Below are 21,995 nucleotides of genomic sequence, written 5' to 3'. Positions count from 1 at the left end.
TCACGTTCCATGAGCGAACCGCCGCAGCCTCCCCCGTACGGCGCGTACCCGGGCGGCTATCCGCCACCCCCGTCGCAGTACGGCCCGCAGTACGGCGGGTATCCGCCGCCCGCCCCGGCGGCACCGAAGAACGGCCTGGGCACGGCGTCACTGGTGGTCGCGATCATCTCGCTGTTCTCAGTTGTCGGCGGTGTCGTATTGGGCGTCGTGGCGGTGATCCTCGGATTCCTGGGCCGGGGCCGGGTCAAGCGCGGCGAAGCGAACAACGGCGGCATCGCGATGGCCGGCATCGTCCTCGGCGTGCTGAGCATCGTGGTGTCCGTCGTCGCGATCGCGATCGCGGTATGGGGCTTCAGGGAGGTCGGCGGCACCGACTACGTCGACTGCCTCAGCAGGGCCGGGTCGGATCAGCAGGCGATCGAGGCCTGCGCCGACGAATTCACCCAGCGGGTCGAGGACCAGTTCTCGCTGACGGTCACTCCTACGCCGTAGGGCGACCGGGAAAGTACTTCACGATCCCTTCCTGGACCACGGTGGCCAGCAACCGGCCGGAGCCGTCGAAGAAGTGCCCGCTGCCCAGCCCGCGGGAGTCTGCTGCAACCGGCGAGGTCGTCGAGTACAGCAGCCAATCGTCGAACCGGAACGGCCGGTGAAACCAGACGGAGTGGTTGGTGGTGACCGCGAAGATCCGGTCGTAGCCCCACGACAACCCGTGGGTGGTGATGATCGAGTCGAGCACCGTGGTGTCCGAGGAGTACACCAGGGCTGCCCCGTGGAGAACCGGATCGTCGGGCATGGCACCGCGGGCCTTCATCCAGACCCGGTTGTGGGCGAGGCGCTCCCCTTTGTCACGCATCACCCAGGCCGGGTCGTTGGTGTGGCGCCATTCGATCGGACGCAGTGCGTTGGCGAAGTGCGGCACCACATCCTCGTAGCCGCGCAGCAGATCGTCGATGGGCGGCAGGTTCTCGGGGTCGTCGAGCGGTGGCGCCTCGACGCCGTGCTCGAGTCCTCGGCCACCGGTCAGGTACGACACCATCGCCGAGGTCAGCAACTGCCCCTTCTGCATCACATCCACACGACGGTTGGCGAACCGGCGTTCGTCGCGCAACCGGACGACGTGGAACTCCAGGTCGAGTTCCGGGTCGCCGCCGGCGATGAAGTGCACGGACATCGCACTGGGCGGCAACGGGTTGTCCAGGCTTCGGCCGGCCGCGACGAAAGCCTGCGCCATCATCTGGCCACCGAAGGTACGGATGGGGTTCTTGCTCGGATGGGTGCCGAGGAACAGGCTGTCGTCGAGCCGGTCGAGTTGCAGAATCGCCAGCAGCTCGTCGAAGTCACTCACCGTCGGCTCGCTCCCGGGACTAGACGTCGTCCTCCCCGATGCGGTGGACGTGGATCAGATTCGTGGAGCCTACTGTGCCCGGAGGAGCGCCCGCGACGATGACCACCAGGTCGCCACGCCGGTAGCGCCCCATCTCCAGCATCGACTTGTCCACCTGGCGGATCATGCCGTCGGTGGTCTCGATGTGCGGAACGATGAAGGTCTCCGTGCCCCAGGTCAGCGCGAGCTGGCTGCGGACCTCGGGCAGCGCGGTGAACGCCAGCACCGGCAGCGGTGTGTGCAGCCGGGCGAGGCGGCGCACCGTGTCACCGGACTGGGTGAACGCGACCAGGGCTTTTGCGTCGAGCCGTTCGCCGATGTCACGCGCGGCATACGAGATGACGCCGCGCTTGGTGCGGGGCACGTGGGTCAGTGGCGGGGCTGCCACCGAGTTGTCCTCGACGGCCGAGATGATGCGGGCCATCGTCTTGACCGTCTCGAACGGGAACTTGCCCACCGAGGTCTCGCCCGAGAGCATCACGGCGTCGGCACCGTCGAGCACGGCGTTCGCGACGTCGGACGCCTCGGCGCGGGTCGGGCGGGAGTTCTCGATCATCGATTCCAGCATCTGGGTGGCGACGATGACGGGTTTTGCGTTCTCCCTTGCCATTTGGATGGCACGCTTCTGCACCAGCGGGACTTCCTCGAGAGGAAGCTCCACGCCCAGGTCACCGCGGGCGACCATGATCGCGTCGAAGGCCAGCACGATGGCCTCGAGATTGTCGATCGCCTCCGGCTTCTCGAGCTTGGCGATGACGGGCACGCGGCGGCCCACCCGGTCCATCACCTCGTGCACCAACTCCACGTCGGCGGGCGACCGCACGAACGACAAGGCGACCAGGTCGACACCGAGCCGCAGCGCGAACTCGAGATCGTCGATGTCCTTCTCCGAGAGTGCCGGGGCGGAGACGCTCATCCCGGGCAGCGACATGCCCTTGTTGTTGCTGACCTTGCCGCCCTCTGTGACCGAACACACCACGTCGTTGCCGTCGATGTGCTCCACCACGAGGCCCACGTTGCCGTCGTCGACCAGCACCCGGTCTCCCGGGGAGGCGTCCTGCGCCAGGCGCTTGTAGGTCGTCGACACCCGGTCGTGATTGCCCTCGAAGTCCTCGACGGTGATCCGCACCGTCTCACCGTTGGCCCAGACGACAGGTCCGTCGGCGAACCGGCCCAGCCTGATCTTGGGTCCCTGCAGGTCAGCAAGGATTCCGACGGCATGCCCGGTGACGTCGGAGGCTGCCCGGACCCGCTTGTAGTTCGACTCATGGTCGGCGTAGTCGCCGTGGCTGAAGTTCAGCCTGGCGACATCCATTCCGGACTCGACCAGCTTCCTGACCGCCTCTTCCGAGGCGGTCGCGGGGCCGAGCGTACAGACGATCTTTCCGCGTCTATTCACGGCTGTTGAGCATAGTCGTTAATCGATTCAGACGACGGCCAGCGGAAAGGCACCCGGCCTGACCGGCGCGGGAAGGTCGGACTCTCCCATCAGGAAACTGTCCACGGCATGTGCGGCGCTGCGGCCCTCCGCAATCGCCCACACGATCAGCGACGCACCGCGATGGGCGTCGCCACACACGAACACCCCGGGGGCGTCTGTCTGCCAGTCCTGACCACACGGCAGCGCACCGCGCCGGTTGAGCGTCAGCCCGAGTCCGTCCAGCAGCGGCATGTGGTCGACACCCTCGAATCCGATCGCCAACAGGGCCAACTCGCACGGAATCTCCAACGAGTCCCCGACGGGCACGATGTGGCGGCGGCCGGTGTCGTCGCGTTCGACCTTCACCTCGGCGATCTCCATCGCCCGCAGGTTGCCCTGCTCGTCGCCGATGAAGCGCTGCACCGCCACCTGGTACCGGCGGTCGCCGCCCTCGGCGTGGGCGGGCGACAGCCGGGTGCGCAGCACGATCGGCCACGTCGGCCACGGCGAGCGCGAGTCGTCGCGCAACTCCGGTGGTTCCGGGTTGTAGTCGAGTTGGGTCACCGACGCGGCGCCCTGCCGGTGGGCGGTGCCCAGACAGTCGGCACCGGTGTCACCGCCGCCGATGATCACGACGTGCTTGCCGGCGGCGCTGATCTCACTGGGACCGTCGCCTTCACATTCCTTGTTGGCGGGCACCAGGTGCTCCATCGCCAGGTGCACGCCGTTGAGGTGTCGTCCCTCCACGTCGTTGTCACGTGCGCGCAGCGCCCCGACGGCAAGAACCACCGCATCGTGCTGCGCCCGTAGCTGTTCGATGGTCAGGTCGACGCCCACCTCACAATCGGTGACAAAACGTGTTCCCTCGGCCCGCATCTGGGCGAGTCGCTGGTTCAGACCCGACTTCTCGAGCTTGTACTCGGGGATGCCGTAACGCATCAGTCCGCCGATCCGGTCGTCACGCTCGTAGACGGTGACGTCGTGGCCCGCGCGGGTGAGCTGCTGGGCTGCGGCCAGCCCGGCGGGGCCGGAGCCGACGACTGCCACGCGCTTGCCGGTGGAGATCGCCGCGGGCTGCGGTTCGATGAGGCCGTCCATCCACGCCTGGTCGACGATCGTCTGCTCGATGCGTTTGATCGTCACGCTGCCGCCGGTCTGCTCCTCGGCGATCGACAGCACACACGCGGCCTCACACGGCGCAGGGCACAACCGGCCGGTGAACTCCGGGAAGTTGTTCGTCGCGTGCAGCCGATCGCTGGCCGCGTCCCAGCGTCCCCGGCGGACCAGGTCGTTCCACTCCGGGATCAGGTTGCCCAGCGGGCAGCCGGCGGTTCCGGAGTGGCAGAAGGGAATTCCGCAGTCCATGCAGCGACGGGCCTGCTGGGACACCTCGCCGGCTCGCTGGTGCGGATCCTGCTGTTCGTACACCTCCCGCCAGTCGCCGACCCGTTCGTCGACAGGGCGCTTGGTGGCGTCGATGCGGTGTACCTCGAGAAACCCATGTGGATCAGCCACGGCTTGCCTCCATGATCGCTGCGTCGACGTCGCGGCCCTCGGCCTTGGCCATCCGGGTGGCCTGAAGCACCCGCTGGTAGTCGCGCGGCATGACCTTGGTGAACAGCGCACTGCGCCTCGGCCAGTCCGACAGCAACGACGTCGCCACCGTGCTGCCGGTGTAGCGGGCGTGCTGGGTGACCACCTCGCGCAACCACAGCAGGTCCTCGGGTTCGAGGCGCTGCAGTTCCACCATGTCGGCGTTGACCCGCTTGGAATCCAGGCCCAGAACGAACGCGATGCCGCCCGACATCCCTGCGGCCATGTTGCGGCCGACCTTGCCCAGCACCACGACCCGGCCGCCCGTCATGTACTCGCAGGCGTGATCGCCCACACCCTCCACCACGGCCAGTGCCCCGGAGTTGCGGGCGGCGAACCGCTCCCCCGCCTTCCCCCGCAGGTACACCTCGCCCGCGGTGGCGCCGTAGAGCAGCGTATTGCCGGCAATCACATTGTCCTCAGGCACGAAGAGCACGTCGTCTTGCGGTTTGACGATCACCCTCCCACCCGAAAGCCCCTTGCCCACATAGTCGTTGGCGTCACCGATGAGTTCCATCGTGACGCCCGGCGGGAGGAACGCGCCGATCGACTGGCCCGCGGAGCCCGTGAGGGTGACGTGGATGGTGTCATCCGGTAAGCCCTGGGCGCCGAAGCGCCGGGTGACCTCGCTCCCGAGAAGCGTCCCGACCGTGCGGTTGACGTTGCGGACGGGCAACTCGAGCCTCACCGGATGGGCGTCCTCGAGCGCTCCCTCGGCAAGCTGGATGAGGGTCCGATCGAGTGCGTGGTCAAGGCCGTGGTTCTGGTCCCGGACCCGCCTGCGCTGGGTCAGTTCGACACCGTGGGCATCGGTGGGTATCGCGAAGATCGGGCTCAGGTCCAGACCCTTGCTCTTCCAATGGGCCACCCCCATGTCGGTGTCCAGCATCTCGGCGTGTCCCACCGCTTCGTCGAGACTGCGGAACCCCAACTCGGACAGGTACTTGCGGATGTCCTCGGCGATGAACCGGAAGAAGTTCTCGACGAACTCCGGCTTGCCGTTGAACCGCGCCCTGAGTTCCGGATTCTGCGTCGCGACGCCCACCGGGCAGGTGTCGAGGTGGCAGACGCGCATCATGATGCAGCCCGCCACGACCAGTGGTGCGGTGGCGAACCCGTACTCCTCGGCACCGAGCAGTGCGGCGACGATGACGTCACGCGCCGTGCGCATTCCACCGTCGCACTGGACGGTGATCCGGTCACGCAGGCCATTGAGCACCAGGGTCTGCTGGGTGTCGGCCAGCCCGATCTCCCACGGCGCGCCGGCATGTTTGAGGCTGGTCAGCGGCGCTGCGCCGGTGCCGCCGTCGTACCCGGAGATGAGCACCACATCGGCGTGCGCCTTGGACACCCCCGCCGCGACCGTGCCGACCCCGACCGAGCTCACGAGCTTGACGTGGATGCGGGCATCGGAGTTGGCGTTCTTCAGGTCGTGGATCAACTGTGCGAGATCCTCGATCGAGTAGATGTCGTGGTGCGGCGGCGGGGAGATCAGTCCCACACCCGGAGTGGAGTGCCGGGTCTTGGCGATGTTGGGGTACACCTTGTAGCCCGGAAGCTGACCGCCCTCACCGGGTTTGGCGCCCTGGGCCATCTTGATCTGGATGTCGGTGGCGTTGACCAGGTAGTCGCTGGTCACTCCGAAACGCCCGGATGCCACCTGCTTGACCGCGCTGCGGCGCGTCGGGTCGTAGAGGCGGTCCACATCCTCCCCGCCTTCGCCGCTGTTGGATCGGCCACCGAGCGCGTTCATCGCGACGGCCATCGTCTCGTGCGCTTCGGCCGAGATCGACCCGTAGCTCATCGCCCCGGTGTTGAACCTCGTGACGATCGATTCGACCGACTCGACCTCCTCGAGGGGCACCGGCTCGCGCAGGTCCTTGCGGAAATCGAAGAGTCCGCGCAGTGCGCCGCCCTCGCGGGCGAGTCGGTTCACCTCATCCGAGTAGTTCTGGAAGACCTCGTAGCGACCGGTGCGCGTCGAATGCTGAAGCAGGAAAACCACTTCCGGGGTGAAGAGGTGTAGCTCGCCCTCACGCCGGAACGCGTACTCCCCTCCGACCTCCAGCCGCCGGTGCACCCGCTCGGTGGGGTTCTCCGGATAGGCACGGCGGTGACGGAGCTTGACCTCCTCGGCGATGACCTCGAGGCCGATTCCCCCGAGCTGGGTGGGCGTGCCGCTGAAGTACTCGTCGATGACGTCCCTGTTGATGCCCACCGCTTCGAAGGCCTGTGCGCCGGTGTAGGAGGCGACGGTGGAGATGCCCATCTTGCTCATCACCTTCATCACGCCCTTGCCGAGCGCTTTGAGGTAGTTGCGGACCGCGGTGGCCGCCTCGATGCCGGTGAGTTCCCCCTCGCGGATGAGATCCTCGATGGACTCGAAGGCCAGGTACGGGTTGACCGCGGCGGCGCCGAAGCCGATCAGCATGGCGATGTGGTGGACCTCTCGGGCATCACCCGACTCGACGACCAATGCCACCGCCGTGCGCTCTTTGGTGCGTACCAGGTGGTGGTGTATCGCCGACACGGCAAGCAGTGACGGAATCGGCGCTTTGGTGTGGTCGGAGTCGCGGTCCGAGATCACCAGTGTGCGCGCACCTTTGGCGATTGCCTCGCAAGCCCGCAGCCTGAGGTCCTCGAGAGCTTCGGACAGACCTTCACCGCCGCGTTCGACGTCGTAGAGAGCCCGCAGGACCGCAGTGCGCAGACCGGGCTGTTCTCCGTCGTCGTTGATGTGGACGATCTTGTTCAGTTCGTCGTTGTCCAGCACCGGCCAGCGCAGCATGATCTGGCGACATGACGCCGCAGTGGGTTCGAGCAGATTGTGCTCAGGACCCATGACCCGCGACATCGAGGTGACCACTTCCTCGCGGATCGCGTCCAACGGCGGGTTGGTCACCTGGGCGAAGAGTTCGACGAAGTAGTCGTAGAGAAGCTTGGAGCGCTGTGACAGCACCGCGGTGGGCGTGTCGGTCCCCATCGATCCCAATGGCTCGGCACCCGAGGCCGCCATCGGGGTGAGCAGGATGCGCAGGTCCTCCTCGGTGTAGCCGAACGCGACCTGGCGTCGGACCACCGACTCGTGGTTGGGCTGGACTCGGGCCCGATCGGGCAGCGTCTTGAGATCGAGAAGACCGGCGTGCAGCCATTCGCCGTACGGTTCGGCCTCGGCGAGTTGCTCTTTGACCTCGTCGTCGGAGACGATGCGGCCGGCTGCCGTGTCGATCAGGAACATCTTGCCCGGCTGCAACCGACCCTTGGCGACGACCTGCGCGGACGGCACATCCAGCACGCCGCTCTCGCTGGCCAGGATGATCCGGTCGTCGATCGTGCGCCACCACCGTCCCGGACGTAATCCGTTGCGATCCAGCACAGCTCCGACGAGTGTCCCGTCAGTGAAGGTGACACAGGCAGGCCCGTCCCAGGGCTCCATCAGCGAAGCGTGGAACTGCCAGAAGGCCCGCTCGGCGGGATCCATCGTGGTGTTGTTCTCCCACGCCTCGGGAATCATCATCAACACGGCATGGGGCAGGCTGCGGCCACCGAGATGCAGCAGCTCGAGAACCTCGTCGAACGAGGCCGAGTCAGAGGCCTTCGGCGTGCAGATGGGCGAAAGCCTGCTCATGTCACCAGGGATGCGGGCACTGCCGAGCATGGCTTCACGGGCGTGCATGCGGTTGCGATTGCCGCGCACGGTGTTGATCTCGCCGTTGTGCGCGACGAAGCGGAACGGGTGCGCCAGCGGCCAGGACGGGAAGGTGTTCGTCGAGAAGCGGCTGTGCACGATCGCGATGGCACTGACACAGCGGTCGTCGCGCAGGTCCGGAAAGTATTGGGGCAGCTGCATTGTCGTGAGCATGCCTTTGTAGACCATGGTGCGGGCCGACAGGGACGGGAAATAGACGCCGGTGCGCTCAGCACGCTTTCGCATCGGATACACACGGCGATCGAGATCCACACCACCGAGGTGGTGGCCGGGTGCTGCGACGAACAGCTGTGACATGTGCGGCATGCAGCCCAGCGCCGTCACGCCGACTTCAGCACCCTCGGGGTCGACGGGCACGTCGCGCCAGCCGAGCACCTCGAGCCCCTCCTCCGCGGCGATGGCCTCGACGGATTCACGTGCCGCCGTGCGGGCGACCTGATCCTGGGGCAGGTAGCAGGTGCCGGCAGCGAAGGTGTTGGTGCCGTCGGCCGCAGTAGGCGGCAGGTCGAAATCGACGACGTCGCGCAGCAGGTCGACAGGCAGCTGGATCAGGATGCCGGCCCCGTCGCCGCTGTTGGGTTCTGCGCCCGCTGCGCCGCGGTGTTCGAGGTGCTCGAGCGCGGTGAGACCGTCCGCGACGATCGAGTGCGAACGCCGACCCCGGATATCGGTGACCATGGCAACACCGCACGAGTCCGACTCGTTGTCGGGGTCGTACAAGCCTTGAGGTTCGGGCAATGCCGAAAAAAGCATGGACATGGGCCTCCGCAGTCCTGAAATTCCTTGTCAGGGACTGCACCGGCCCGTCGTGCGAGTGTATCAGCGCAGCGCGTTGGCTACCCGTCGAGAATCGTCGGGACCAGCGGGAATCCGGGCAGATTCCGGACAATCGTCCACGTCACCGTCGCGGCGATGATGACAACGAACGCCGGTGGGTTGAGCACCGGTTTCCCCTTGCTGCGCCTCACCAGCACCCAGGCCAACAGGAGCGGAAGCCCGACGAGGAGAAAGGCATTGTCGACCAGGGCGGCGGCCAGGTCACCGTGAAGGATGTCGTAGGTCATCCGCAACCCGCCGCAGGCAGGGCAAAGCAGGCCTGTCAGCGCCTGGAACGGACACGGCGGGAAGACGAAACTGGGGCTGTGTGGATTGCCGATCCCGATGTAGGCGAGGCTCCCCACCACCAGCGCTCCCGTGCCGAGGGCGCCGATCCGTTGGTTGGTGCTAAGTGCCATCACGGAGCGGGCGCCCGTCCGGATCCCGCACCTTGTCGGTGAGGATCAGAACGGCGTCGATGATGCCCCAGATGACCGCACCGATGCCGCAGGTGAGAATTCCGACGACGAGCTGGGCGATGCCCAGGCCCGTGTACCCGAGGTAGATGCGCCCGATACCGACCAGGCCGAGCAGCCCGAGCAGCTGCAGTAGTCCGGAGACCACCTTGGACTTCTCCGAGAAGGGTTCGCCGGTCATCGGATGCCGACCGTAGGGCGCCGAGGGGTCGGCGTAGGCGGGCGGGTATTGGCCTGGCGGCGGCCCATATTGCCCTGGTGGCGGCGGATACTGCCCGGGCGGGGGGAACTGGCCAGGCGGCGGGTATCCCTGCTGCTGCGATGGAGGCAAGTACGAATTGCCACCCTCGTTGCCACTGAACTGGGGCTCCGTCATGCGTCCAGCATGCCAGACCACCCACCCGTCAGAAAGGCGGCGGTTCGTAGGTGGCGGCAAGCCAGGCTTGATGGTCACGTTCGAGTTGGGCGTTGATCTCGAGACGTCGTTGACGTTCCCGTTTGATCCGCGCCGCGCGCTCCTGACCGCGAGTGCGTCGACGTTTTGGCATCTTCGCCCCTCGATCGGCCGACGACCCCGTCGGCATCGATGCCGCCACCGCCGCAGTGGGCTGAGCCAGGGCCGGGAACAGCGCCGCTCCGTGCGCCTCGGTGGTGTACGTGTGCCCGGTCGGCGCCGTCAACACAACGCTGCCATCGGGGCGCTGGGCATCACTCCACCCCGTCGGGCCCGTGTAGAACGTCTTCACGATGTGGTGGGTTCTACAGTATGCCTTGAGGTCAGAGGCGTGGGTCGCTCCGAAGGGCCACGGCATGGTGTGGTCGAGGTCGCAGTCCGCCACGGGTGCGTCACAACCCGGCCACCGGCATGTCAGGTCGCGCCACCGCACGAAATCGGCCAGCGCCGACGACGGCCGATAGCCCTTCTCCGGCTCGCTGCCGGGTGCAGCCACCGGTTTTATCGTCGCGCCGGTAGCGAGTTCGCGCACGGACTCAGCCGGCAGGATCCCGAATCCCGGCAGATAGCCAGGATCATCGCCAGTCCCGTCCACTGTGGCGCGCTCAGCCAAGACGTGGATTACCACGTCGGCTGCCGAATCCCGCAGTACCGACGCAGGGCATTCGGAGGATCCGCACCGGCAAACCAGCGAGCCTTCCTGGCGGCCCAGTGCTCCACACGCATCCGCACGCCGCTGCGAATTTGTGCGCGGGTCATTCGGGCACACCGAGTTGGCCAACACGTCCAGTCGCTTGTCCAGGGCCGACGCGTCCGCAGCGTTGAGGACGCCTCCGGCGAAGGCCATGCCGGGGACGTGCGGCGTGAGCTCGAAGTAGCGGTGGTCCTTGACCACCGGCGGAACCCGCACCGCAGCCTCGTCGAACTTCGCCACCCATAGGTCGAGCCGATCGCGCAGCTTGTTGTTGGACAGCCGCATCCACCCCGGCGCCCGCGCGGCCATCGCCTTATCAACCGCGACGAGCACAGCGTCATCGACATTGTCGGTACGCGCCATGATCGCCGACACCATCCGGTAATCGATGGCGCCGGTGATGAACACCGCAGCCACCTTCGGCAACCGCTCGTGTAACGCCACCGCGGCTTGCACCTGACCGCTCGCCCGCGCCCGACTGATGTTCTGTGCCGCCGACACCTCGGCCGCGACCGCGACGGTCGCATCACACAGCCACAGCTTCCGCGCGGCATAGTCGCGAGCCCGCTGGGCGTGCAGCGCCGCAACCGCCGCCAACCGCTGAGCAATTGCCACCGATTCCGCGCGAGCGGCAGCGCTCATCACGTCGATGAGCTCAGCCGCCGGACGATCTTCGAACATACATTCGATTATGAACTAGGGGTCGGACATTGGAGCCATGTCTCAAGACATCGGTGACAGTTTGTGTATCAGGACTTCGGTGACGGTTGTCTGGTTTTGGGGCGTGGGCCGCGGGGTCGGCCACGCCGCTGAGCACATACTCGGTCGCGTCGAGTTTCCAGCACGCATCGGGGCCGGGTAGACGAGCCGCCGCCATGCCGAGCGGGGCTTCTTCTTGGGCTCAAGGCGAGCCACGCCCGCCTCCCGGATGTGCGTCTTCTCGTGCACGCTGATCGGTACGTGGTCCAGGCCGGAGGCTTCCAGAGCGGCACGCACCGCCAGAGCGCGTTGTTTGGCTTCATCGCTCAACTTCGACGGGCTCGACTTCGGTCGTCGGGTCTTGGGTTCGAGCACCGCGGCGGCCCGTCGGTCGTGGCGCGCTTGCGCAACTCGTAGAACGACTTTCGGGAGAGTCCGTGCTCGGCGCAGAACGTCGAGACCGCCCCAGCGGCGCGTCATCAGGCCACTGCGAGATCGCCAGGCGCACGACAGGATCGATGGGCTCATTAACGGCCACCCCCAGAGCTTCTGCGCAGAAGACTTACCACCAAGTCCGCCCAAAGTGTCACCGATGTCCTTATGCAGAACTGTCACCGATGTCCAGACGCATCACACCAGACATTTTCAGTCAGCCGGGCCGGCCGAACCAAGCTCGAACCGAACGGTCCGATACCGTCTTACGCGGACGAATTCAGCGCTGCGCCCATCTCCCAGTTCGCCTCGGCGTCGCCGGGTTCCTGACGAAGCGGACTCAACACGAGATCAGTCGCACCAACGTCGAGATATCGCCGCAGCTGCCGAGATACCTGCTCCACCGTGCCGACCGCAGCCAGCTCAGCCGCCCTGGAGACTCCCTCGCGAGCGATCACTTTCTGATATGACGGGATGGTGTCGTAAAAGGCCAATTCGCTTTCCGCCCAAGCCCTGCCGGCATCTACATCATCGGTGACCAGCACCGGCACCATTGCAAAGGTGCGCGGGGCCGGGCGGCCGGCATCCGCGGCTGCTTTCGCGATCGTCGGCACGATGAACTCACCCACCGTGCGCGGTCCAGCCAGATACGGCAGCGTGCCATCGGCCAGCTCACCTGTGATCTGCAAAGCTTTGGGCCCCATGGCCGCTACGTAGATCGGGATCGGCGTGCCCCCTGCTACGGTAACCGGCCATTGCGGGCCCGAGCTGATCTGCTCACCCTGGAAGTCGACCACACCCGTGTCGAAGATCGACCGCAAAACCGTGAGGTGCTCGCGCAGCCGCTGGATGGTGTTCGTCCAAGAGGTACCGAATGCTGCCCGCTCGACATCGGGTGCTCCGAGACCCAACCCGAGACTGAAATTACCGTGGGTGGCAGCCTGAGCGGTCTGCGCCGCAGAGGAGATGAGCAGCGGATGACGGGGATTGATCGGCACCACCGACGTGCCCACACCGAGTCCCGGCACCGCCGCACCCACCAAGCCGGCCAGTGCGATTGCGTCGTGGTCGGCCATTTGCGGGACCCAGAGCTGTCGCACTCCGGCGGCATAGGCGCGGCGGGCTTGATCGATGGCGTCATCGACGCCGTTGACGGCGGAGGGATTTAGCTTGAGGACAACTCCAGTCGGCACTACTTGGCCAACCACCACCGACCGGTTGTTATTTCCGTCGATGTCGACTCAACCTACACACTGCTCATCTACTTGAGTGGACTATCGGTTGTGCAAATTCTGAGGATCACCCAAAGCGGCCCGAGGATGTCCGGATCAGCGGCCTCTACGGCGACGGAGCCACTGGCGCACTCTGCCGCCACTCTCGAATCTGCCTGTGTCGGAGGGAGACTCAGCGGGCACCGACGACTCGGCGGAGTCAGATCCGTCGAGCTCGTTCTCAACCTCAGCGTTCAATGCTTCGGCAACCGAGGCGCCCTCAACTGCGACCTGCTGTGGATCGACGACGTCTTCGACAACGCCGGCATCCGACTCGATTGACTCGCCCGCGTCGGCAATCTCCTCGAGCCCGGACTCCGCCGACTCGGCGTCGATCTCAGCGGCCAGCGCCTCCGCCACCGAGGCGCCCTCGACCGCAGCAACCGGATCGTCGGCATCACCCGTCTCGGCTTCAGTTACAGCTTCCTCGGATGCCTCCGTCTCGGCCCCGGCGTCGTCGTCCTCTACCGCCTCGGCATCGTCTCCGTCGGGCTCGGCCTCGACTTCGGCGGCCAGCTCCTCGGCTGCAGACTCGCCCGCAACCGCATCCTCATGCACAACAGACGCATCCTCGATGGCCTCAGCCACCTCGTCACCCTCAACCGAACCCAGACCTTCGGCCCCAGCTCCCGGCTCGCCGCCGTCTACTGCCTCGACATCGTCACCAACGGGATCGGAAACCTCAGGCTCGGCCTCGACTTCGGCGGCCAGGTCCTCGGCTGCAGACTCGCCCGCAATCGCATCCTCTTGCACGATAGCTGCGTCCTCGATGGCCCCAGCCACCTCGTGGCCCTCAACCGAACCCAGAGCTTCCGCCTCGGCACCCCCGACGGCCCCGGCCTCAACAACGGGCTCAGATACCTCAGGCTCAGCCTCGACCTCAGTCGCTGAATCTTCGGCCACCTCGACGCCCTCAACCGAACCCAGACCCTCGACCCCGGTTCCCGGCTCGCCGCCCTCCACCGCCTCGGCATCGCCTTCTGCGACCTCTGCCTCGCCATCGGCATCGACCGACTCAGCCTCGACCTCGGCCGCCAAGTCCTCAGCAGCAGACTCACCCTCAAGCGCATCCACATGCACAACCGACGCGTCCTCGACAGCCTCGGCCACCTCGACGCCCTCAACCGAACCCAGACCCTCGACCCCGGTTCCCGGCTCGCCGCCCTCCACCGCCTCGGCATCGCCTTCTGCGACCTCAGCGTCGTCATCAACAGTCTCGGCATCGGCATCGTCTACACCCGACTCAGACTCGACCTCCGCGGCCAACTCTTCGGCAGCAGACTCGCCCTCGACCGCATCCTCATGCACAACAGCCGCATCTTCGACAGCCTCAGCCACCTCGACGCCCTCAACCGAACCCAGACCCTCGGCCCCAGCTCCCGGCTCGTCGTCCTCTACCGCCTCGGCATCGTCAACACCAGGCCCAGACACCTCGGGCTCAGACTCGACTTCGGCGGCCAACTCCTCGGCAGCCGAGCCATCCTCGCTGGCATCGGCCGCCCCATCGCCTTCTGCGACCTCAGCGTCGTCAACAGCCTCAGCGCCGTCAACAGCCTCGGCATCGTCTAAACCGGGCTCAGCCTCGACCTCGGCGGCCAACTCCTCAGCAGCGGACTCGCCCTCGACCGCATCCTCATGCACAACAGACGCATCCTCGACAGCCTCGGCCACCTCGACGCCCTCAACCGAACCCAGGCCCTCGGCCCCAGCTCCCGGCTCGTCACCCTCCACCGCCTCGACACCCTCGGCGTCAGGCTCGGCGTCGACATCAGCCGCCAATTGTTTCGCGTCGGATCCACCCGCCACAGCAGCGTCGTGGACCACCGATGCTCCTGAGAATGTTCCAGCCATCTCGTCGCCCTCGACCGAACCCAGACCGCTGGAATCAACATCCGAACCGTCGAGCTCGTCAGCAGCCTCGTCCTCGGCGACTGCTTCGGCTTCCACCGACTCCGAGTCCTCCGTCGCAGCTTTGGTTTCGAGGCTCTCAGCCTCGACGTCCGCAGCGAGAGCCTCGGCTTCGATCCCGGCCGCAACCGCGTCGTCGTGGACCACCGACGCGCCGTCGACAGCGCCGGCGACTTCATCACCCTCAACCGAACCCAGGCCACCTGTATCGGCGGATTCCGCCTCCAGTTCAGCGGCCAGAGCTTCGGTCTCGGCGGCGTCGGCTACCGACTGCTCGTCGTCCTCTTCTGCAGCCTTGGCGGCCGCGACAACACCGGTCGTTGAGGCGGCGACCACCAGATCCTTGGCCAACTCCTCGACGACGCTGTCGTCGTCCGCATCAGCGGTTTGTTTGCCTCGCAGCGTCGCGGGATCCTCACGGCCCTTCGGCGCCGACATGACGTATACGACCGCGCCGATGAAAACGAACGTCGCCGTGAAAGCGTTGATTCGGATTCCTGCGAGCAGGGTGGCGGTATCGCTGCGCATCAGTTCGATCCAGAACCGCCCGACGCAGTAGCCCGCGACATACATCGCGAACAGCCGGCCGTGCCCGATCCGGAACTTGCGGTCGATGACGATCAGCGCCGCGAAAATCAGCAGGTTCCACAGCAACTCGTACAGGAAGGTGGGATGGACGACTTCGACCAATTGGCCGGTCGAGACCCCGTTGAGCGAGTCGAGCACGCCGTTGGCATTGCGGCGCTCGTAGATCTCCAGGCCCCATGGCACCGTCGTGGGACGGCCGTAGAGCTCCTGATTGAAGTAGTTTCCGAGACGACCGATCGCCTGGGCGAGAACGATTCCCGGCGCGATCGCGTCTCCGAATGCGGGTAGCGGTATCCCGTTCCGCCGGCAGGCGATCCAGGCACCGACGGCGCCCAGTGCGACAGCGCCCCAGATGCCGAGACCACCGTCCCAGATCCTCAGCGCCGCGGCGAAGCCTGCGCCGTCCTCCCCGAAGTAGGTGCGCCAGTCGGTGAGGACGTGATAGAGGCGGCCACCGATGAGTCCGAACGGCACCGCCCACAGGGCGACGTCGTAGATGACGCCGGGTTCACCTCCCCTGGCCACCCAGCGCCGGTCGCCGAGCACCAACGCGGCGATGATTCCGGCGACGATGCACAGGGCGTAGGCGCGCAGCGGCAGGGGCCCTAACTGCCAGACACCCTGCGCCGGACTCGGGATGTATGCCAGAACGGTCGTCGTCACGCAGTGATCCTCTGCCGCACTCCGTGGGCCAGTTCCTCGGTCAGTGACCGCAGAGCGGGGATACCGTCCTTGAGCGCGGACACCAGCGCCGAGCCGACGATGACTCCGTCGGCGTAGGCGCCGATCTCGGCTGCCTGCTCACGGGACCGCACCCCGAGGCCGACCCCGACCGGGATGTCGGAGATCTCCCTGACCCTGCTGACCAGCTCCGGCGCGGCGTTCGACACGGCGTCGCGCGCCCCGGTGACCCCCATCGTCGATGCTGCGTAGACGAACCCGCGGGACGCCTGCACGGTCTCGGCCAACCGCTGCGGAGTCGACGACGGCGCCACCAGGAAGATCCTGTCCAGGTCGTGCGCCTCAGAGGCCTCCAGCCACTGCTGCGCCTCATCCGGGATCAGATCCGGGGTGATCATCCCGAGTCCGCCCGCCGACGCGAGGTCACGGGCGAAAGAGTCGACGCCCTTGCGCAACACCAGGTTCCAGTACGTCATCACGACTGCGCGGCCACCGGCATTGCTGATCGCCTCGACCGCGCGCAACGTATCGCTCACCCGGACACCGCTGCTCAACGCCGCCTCCGTGGCCGCCGCAATGGTGGGTCCGTCCATCCCCGGATCGGAGTACGCGATACCGACCTCGACCAGATCGCATCCCGATTCGACGAGTGCGGTCATCGCCGAGATCGAGGTGTCCACATCGGGAAATCCGGTGGGCAGATACCCGATCAGCGCTGACCGCCCTTCGTCGCGACAGGAGTCGAAGAGACTCGCCAGCCGACTCACGGTGCGTCTCCGAGTAGGCCGAACCACTTGGCCGCCGTCTCGACGTCTTTGTCGCCGCGGCCAGAGAGGTTCACCAGGATGATCGAGCCAGGCCCTAGCTCCGAGCCGAGCTTCAGCGCTCCGGCAACGGCATGGGCAGACTCGATGGCCGGGATGATCCCCTCGGCACGACTCAACAGCGACAGTGCGTCCATCGCCTCGGTGTCGGTGATCGGTTCATAGCGGGCCCTACCCACGTCCTTGAGCAGCGCATGCTCGGGCCCGACCCCTGGATAGTCCAAACCCGCAGAGATCGAGTGGGATTCGACGGTCTGGCCGTCCTCGTCCTGCAGCAGATAGGAGTACGAACCCTGGAAAGCGCCCGGCGACCCTCCGGTGAATGTGGCTGCGTGCCTGCCGGTTTCGACGCCGTCGCCGGCCGCCTCGTAGCCGACCAGGCGCACTCCCGGGTCGTCGATGAACGCGTGGAAGATACCGATCGCGTTGGATCCGCCCCCCACACAGGCGACGACCGCCTCGGGCAACCGGCCCGCCTGATCCAGCATCTGTGCGCGGGCCTCGAGTCCGATCACCCGCTGGAAGTCGCGCACCATCATCGGGAACGGATGCGGCCCCGCCGCCGTACCGAAGCAGTAGTAGGTTTCGTCGGCGTTGGTCACCCAGTCCCGGAACGTCTCGTTGATCGCGTCCTTGAGGGTCTTGGATCCGGACTCGACCGGTACCACCGTCGCACCCAGCAGTCGCATCCGAGCCACGTTGAGCGCTTGGCGCGCGGTGTCGACCGCACCCATGTAGATCACACACTCCAGACCCAGCAGCGCACATGCCGTTGCCGAGGCCACCCCGTGCTGGCCTGCGCCTGTCTCGGCGATCACCCTGGTCTTGCCCATTTTGCGGGCCAGCAGGGCCTGACCGAGAACGTTGTTGATCTTGTGAGATCCGGTGTGGTTGAGGTCTTCTCGCTTCAGAAAGATCCGGGCCCCGCCGGCATGCTCGCTGAGTCGCTCGGCCTCGTACACCGGGGACGGACGCCCGGTGTAGTGCTTCTGCAGTCGATCCAGTTCATCGAGGAAGGTCTGGTCGCCGCGGGCTTTCTCATAGGCCGCGGTGACCTCCTCGATGACGGCCATCAGCGCCTCGGGGACATACCGGCCGCCGTACGCGCCGAAATGTCCCCGTGCGTCGGGGTCATGGGCGGTGGGTTCGGCCACGGCCGCACTGGCGCGCGGTAGTTCGGGGCCGGCGTGTTCGGCCACTTAACGTGAGGGTTTCGGGCAGGACGGATGGGTGCCTGCGGTGACCAGGTCCGCGACGGCGCTACGCGGGTCCCCGCTGGTGACCAGTCCCTCGCCGACGAGGACTGCGTCGGCGCCGGCACCGGCATAGGCCAGCAGGTCGGCGGTACCCCGAACCCCCGACTCGGCGATCCGGATGACGTTGCTCGGCAGACCCGGCGCGATCCGTGCGAAGCAGTCCCGGTCGACTTCGAGGGTCTTGAGGTCGCGCGCGTTCACACCGATCACCGAGGCGCCGGCCTGCAGTGCGCGGTCCGCCTCCTCCTCGGTGTGAACCTCGACGAGTGCCGTCATACCCAGCGACTCGGTGCGCTCGAGCAGCGACTCCAGCGCGGGTTGTTCGAGCGCCGCGACGATGAGCAACAGCATGTCGGCACCATGGGCCCGGGCCTCGTGGATCTGGTACGGCCAGATGATGAAGTCCTTGCGCAGCACCGGAATCGACACCGCGGCACGAACCGCGTCCAGGTCGTCGAGCGAGCCGTTGAAGCGACGCTGCTCGGTCAGCACGCTGATCACCCGAGCGCCACCGTCCTGGTAGGCGCGGGCGAGCTTCGCGGGGTCTGCAATCGACGCCAACTCGCCACGCGACGGGCTGGCCCGCTTCACCTCGGCGATGACCCCGATGCCCGGTGCGCGCATGGCGGTCATCACGTCGATCGGCTTGGGGGCGTTCTTGGCCCGCTCCTTGACCTCCGCCAGGCTCACAACGGCCTCGCGGGCAGCAACGTCGGCGCGGACTCCTTCGAGAATAGAGTCGAGGACGGTCGCCGAACCCATAGGTGTCGCTTCCCTTCCCCTTACGGCCGCTTGATTCCTAACGAAGGGTAGTCGCCACCACGCCACCGTCGATCACCGCCCCTTGTTGTCTGTGTTGGTCGGGTCCCGCCCCTCGTCGAGGGCATCCCAGATCATCCGCTCCGACATCGCGGTCGCCGGTTGATCGGTCTCCGTCGACGGACGACGGACGTAGCGCTGGGTGTCGGATCGACCCTTGGTCGACGACCGCATCAGCAGCACTGCACCCAGAAGCGACAGCGCTGCCGCCACCAGCGTGACGACGGCGCCACCATAGTGGCGCTCGGTGCCGAGCAGGTCGGCCACCGGCACCTCGGCCAGCTGAGCGGCTCGGACCCCGACGTCCACGGTCACCCACAGGCTGATCGCCAGGTACCCCATTCCGACGCTCGCCGCCGCCACCAGCACCGCCAGCGACCGCAACAACCACCCGCGCACGGCCAGCGCCGCGACCGCGGCCGCCGCCACCAGTAGTGCCAGGGGGATGAGCGCCGTCGACCACGTCGCTCCGGAGAGATCAGCCGATCTCGGATGCCCCAGTCCGTCGAACGAGCTGACCTTCACCCAGGTCAGCTGCGACGCCGCCCACAGGGCCGCCGCGGCGAGCGCCAGGGAGAGCTGAGCGACGCGGATCATGGTTCGCTCAACGTTTCGGCCGCCGCGATCGCACTCAACACCGCGCGGGCCTTGTTGGCCGCCTCGTTGTATTCGTAGGGACCGTTGGAATCGGCGACGACGCCGCCTCCGGCCTGTACATAGCCTGTGCCGTCGCGCATCAGGGCCGTTCGGATCGCGATCGCGAAGTCGGCATTGCCCGCGAAGTCGAGATACCCGAGGACACCGCCGTAGAGCCCGCGGCGGGTCTTCTCGACCTCCTCGATCAACTCCATCGCCCGAACCTTGGGGGCGCCGGACAGAGTCCCGGCTGGGAAGCACGCGGTCACGGCGTCCAGCGCAGTCCTGCCGTCGGCGAGCATTCCGGTCACCGTCGACACCAGGTGCATGACGTGGCTGTAGCGCTCGATGTGGCTGTAGTCCTCGACCCGGACCGTGCCCGGCGTGCAGACCCGCCCCAGATCGTTGCGTCCGAGGTCGACGAGCATCAGGTGCTCGGCGCGCTCCTTCTCGTCGGACAGCAACTCCTTCTCCAGGAGCACGTCCTCTTCCTCGCTCTCACCGCGCCACCTGGTACCGGCGATCGGGTGGGTGGTCGCGCGCCCTTCCTTGACGGTGACGAGCGCCTCGGGGCTGGAGCCGACGATCGAGAAGTCCAGTCCCCCTTCGTGATCGGGCACGTTGAGCAGATACATGTACGGGCTGGGGTTGGTGACCCGCAGCATCCGGTAGACGTCCAGCGGATCTGCGTCGGTGTCCATCTCGAAGCGCTGCGACGGCACCACCTGGAAGGCTTCACCAGCCTCGATGTCCCCGACGAGCTTGTCGACGATCGCGGTGTACTCCTCGACGGTGCGCTGGGACCGGTGCGTCGGTGCGGGGCGGCTGAACGTCGCCACCGTCGACTTGAGCGGTTCGGCCAGCGCGGCCGTCATCACGTCGAGCCTGGCCACCGCATCGTCGTATGCCCAGTCGACGCGGTCGTCGGTGCCGTTCCAGTTGACGGCGTTGGCGATCAACGTGATGGTGCCCTCGTGGTGGTCGACCGCCGCGATGTCGGTCGCCAGCAGCAGCAGCATGTCGGGCAGACCCAAGTCGTCGACGGTCAGTTCGGGCAGCCTCTCGAGGCGGCGCACCATGTCGTAGGCGAAGAACCCGACCAACCCGGACGACAGCGGCGGCAGACCCGGAAGCGCGGCGGTCTCCAGCAGCGTGAGCGTCGTCCGCAGCGCTTCGAGCGGGTCACCGCCGGCGGGCGCATCCTGCGGGGTGACACCCAGCCACACCGCCTGCCCGTCGCGCACCGTCAGCGCCGACGGCGCACCCGCCCCGATGAACGACCACCGTGACCACGACCGCCCGTTCTCCGCCGATTCGAGCAGGAACGTGCCCGGACGGTTCGCGGCCAGCTTGCGGTACGCCGAGAGCGGCGTCTCGCTGTCGGCCAGCACCTTGCGGACCACCGGGACGACGCGGTGCTCGGCGGCCAGCGCCCGGAAGTCCTCGCGCGAGGTGGTCAACAGCACGTGGCCATCCTCCCAGAAGTACCGTTGTGCCCATGACACAGGTCAAACCGGGTGATCAAGTGACGGACTTCGAACTACCAGACCAGACGGGCACCAAGAGGACGCTGACCGGACTGCTCGCCGACGGACCGATCGTGTTGTTCTTCTACCCCGCCGCGATGACACCCGGCTGCACCAAGGAGGCCTGCCACTTCCGCGATCTGGCTGGCGACTTCGCCGCCGTCGGTGCCAGCAGGGTGGGAATCAGTGCCGACTCGGTCGACAAGCAGGCGAAGTTCGCCGACCAGCAGAAGTTCGACTATCCCCTGCTCTCGGACACCGACGGCGTCGTGGCGACCCAGTTCGGGGTCAAGCGGGGCCTGCTCGGCAAGCTGATGCCGGTGAAGCGGACCACGTTCGTCATCGACACCGATCGCACCGTGCTCGAGGTCATCGCCAGCGAGTTCAGCATGGACACCCACGCCGACAAAGCGCTCGACGTGCTGCGACGGCGTTAAGCCTCGGGCGTCAGCAGCTGATCCGCGTCGAAGCACGTGTGGTCGCCGGTGTGGCACGCGCCGCCGACCTGATCGACCTCGAGCAGCACCGTGTCACCGTCACAGTCCAGCCGAACCGAGTGCACGTGCTGGGTGTGCCCCGACGTGGCACCCTTGATCCACTGCTCGCCGCGGGACCGCGAAAAATAGGTCGCCTCACGGGTTTCCAACGTCCGGGCCAGCGCGTCGTCGTCCATCCACGCGACCATCAGCACCTGACCGGTCGCGTGTTCCTGCACCACCGCCGTGAACAGACCGTCCGCGTTGCGTTTCAGCCGACCCGCAATCCTGCTGTCGAGAGTCACCTCTGCCCTCGGCTCTTCGCGCGAG

The 21,995-nt window shown here is 66.8% G+C and carries 17 protein-coding genes and 1 pseudogene; 2 read left to right on the top strand and 16 right to left on the bottom strand.

The annotated features are described in order from the left end of the window. Positions 1-9: 9 nt before the first annotated feature. The gene (locus tag ABDC78_RS13745; RefSeq protein WP_178359249.1) at positions 10-492 is read left to right on the top strand and encodes a DUF4190 domain-containing protein; all 483 of its coding nucleotides are present in this window, start codon (positions 10-12) and stop codon (positions 490-492) included. Here ABDC78_RS13745 and ABDC78_RS13740 read toward each other — a convergent pair. From ABDC78_RS13740 to ABDC78_RS13670, 15 genes and pseudogenes are all read right to left on the bottom strand, one after another. Continuing rightward, entirely contained in the window at positions 482-1,348 is an 867-nt protein-coding gene (locus ABDC78_RS13740) for an acyl-CoA thioesterase II (protein ID WP_178359248.1), read from the bottom strand. The genes ABDC78_RS13745 and ABDC78_RS13740 overlap by 11 nt on opposite strands. Before the next feature lie 19 nt (positions 1,349-1,367). Next, positions 1,368-2,786, bottom strand: coding sequence for a pyruvate kinase (gene pyk / locus ABDC78_RS13735; RefSeq protein ID WP_178359247.1), 1,419 nt, complete (start codon positions 2,784-2,786; stop codon positions 1,368-1,370). Between the two features lie 27 nt (positions 2,787-2,813). Beyond that, a complete protein-coding gene (locus ABDC78_RS13730; RefSeq protein ID WP_178359246.1) occupies positions 2,814-4,322 on the bottom strand; it encodes a glutamate synthase subunit beta in 1,509 nt (502 codons plus the stop codon). Next, positions 4,315-8,862 carry a glutamate synthase large subunit gene (gene gltB, locus ABDC78_RS13725; protein ID WP_178359326.1) on the bottom strand — a complete coding sequence of 1,516 codons (4,548 nt, stop codon included), beginning with the start codon at positions 8,860-8,862 and terminating at the stop codon, positions 4,315-4,317. The genes ABDC78_RS13730 and gltB overlap by 8 nt, the downstream gene beginning before the upstream one ends. 83 nt (positions 8,863-8,945) lie before the next feature. Beyond that, positions 8,946-9,344 carry a DUF2752 domain-containing protein gene (locus tag ABDC78_RS13720; protein WP_178359245.1) on the bottom strand — a complete coding sequence of 133 codons (399 nt, stop codon included), beginning with the start codon at positions 9,342-9,344 and terminating at the stop codon, positions 8,946-8,948. After that, positions 9,334-9,777 (bottom strand): TM2 domain-containing protein, encoded by a 444-nt coding sequence (locus ABDC78_RS13715; protein WP_178359244.1) that lies wholly within the window; start codon positions 9,775-9,777, stop codon positions 9,334-9,336. The genes ABDC78_RS13720 and ABDC78_RS13715 overlap by 11 nt, the downstream gene beginning before the upstream one ends. A gap of 28 nt (positions 9,778-9,805) precedes the next feature. After that, a complete protein-coding gene (locus ABDC78_RS13710; RefSeq protein WP_178359243.1) occupies positions 9,806-11,230 on the bottom strand; it encodes an HNH endonuclease signature motif containing protein in 1,425 nt (474 codons plus the stop codon). A 124-nt stretch (positions 11,231-11,354) separates the two neighbouring features. Continuing rightward, positions 11,355-11,658 (bottom strand): annotated as a pseudogene (locus tag ABDC78_RS13705) (IS481 family transposase); the annotation flags it as partial. Between the two features lie 288 nt (positions 11,659-11,946). Beyond that, a complete protein-coding gene (locus ABDC78_RS13700; RefSeq protein WP_178359325.1) occupies positions 11,947-12,873 on the bottom strand; it encodes an LLM class F420-dependent oxidoreductase in 927 nt (308 codons plus the stop codon). A 135-nt stretch (positions 12,874-13,008) separates the two neighbouring features. Then, a complete protein-coding gene (lgt, locus tag ABDC78_RS13695) occupies positions 13,009-16,110 on the bottom strand; it encodes a prolipoprotein diacylglyceryl transferase (protein ID WP_178359242.1) in 3,102 nt (1,033 codons plus the stop codon). Continuing rightward, positions 16,107-16,895 (bottom strand): tryptophan synthase subunit alpha, encoded by a 789-nt coding sequence (gene trpA, locus ABDC78_RS13690; RefSeq protein WP_178359241.1) that lies wholly within the window; start codon positions 16,893-16,895, stop codon positions 16,107-16,109. The genes lgt and trpA overlap by 4 nt, the downstream gene beginning before the upstream one ends. Then, on the bottom strand, positions 16,892-18,151 hold the full coding sequence (trpB, locus tag ABDC78_RS13685; protein WP_178359240.1) for a tryptophan synthase subunit beta: 1,260 nt from the start codon (positions 18,149-18,151) through the stop codon (positions 16,892-16,894). The genes trpA and trpB overlap by 4 nt, the downstream gene beginning before the upstream one ends. Then, a complete protein-coding gene (gene trpC / locus ABDC78_RS13680) occupies positions 18,152-18,970 on the bottom strand; it encodes an indole-3-glycerol phosphate synthase TrpC (protein WP_178359239.1) in 819 nt (272 codons plus the stop codon). A 72-nt stretch (positions 18,971-19,042) separates the two neighbouring features. Beyond that, positions 19,043-19,624, bottom strand: coding sequence for a TIGR02234 family membrane protein (locus ABDC78_RS13675; RefSeq protein WP_178359238.1), 582 nt, complete (start codon positions 19,622-19,624; stop codon positions 19,043-19,045). Further along, positions 19,621-21,129, bottom strand: a complete 1,509-nt coding sequence (locus tag ABDC78_RS13670) for an anthranilate synthase component I (protein ID WP_178359237.1) — start codon at positions 21,127-21,129, stop codon at positions 19,621-19,623. The genes ABDC78_RS13675 and ABDC78_RS13670 overlap by 4 nt, the downstream gene beginning before the upstream one ends. A 32-nt stretch (positions 21,130-21,161) precedes the next feature. Here ABDC78_RS13670 and ABDC78_RS13665 point away from each other — a divergent pair, with 32 nt between their 5' ends. Next, complete coding sequence (locus ABDC78_RS13665) at positions 21,162-21,626, top strand: peroxiredoxin (RefSeq protein ID WP_178359236.1); 465 nt, start codon at positions 21,162-21,164, stop codon at positions 21,624-21,626. On the opposite strand, the gene hisI is transcribed toward ABDC78_RS13665, so the two are convergent. After that, on the bottom strand, positions 21,623-21,970 hold the full coding sequence (hisI, locus tag ABDC78_RS13660; RefSeq protein ID WP_178359235.1) for a phosphoribosyl-AMP cyclohydrolase: 348 nt from the start codon (positions 21,968-21,970) through the stop codon (positions 21,623-21,625). The two genes, ABDC78_RS13665 and hisI, sit on opposite strands and share 4 nt — an antisense overlap. Between the last annotated feature and the right edge of the window lie 25 nt (positions 21,971-21,995).

The sequence above is a fragment of the Mycobacterium sp. DL genome (assembly GCF_039729195.1).
Lineage (GTDB): Bacteria > Actinomycetota > Actinomycetes > Mycobacteriales > Mycobacteriaceae > Mycobacterium > Mycobacterium hippocampi_A.
Note: the sequence above shows the minus strand (reverse complement) of the source record. Positions and strands in the feature narration are given on the sequence as shown.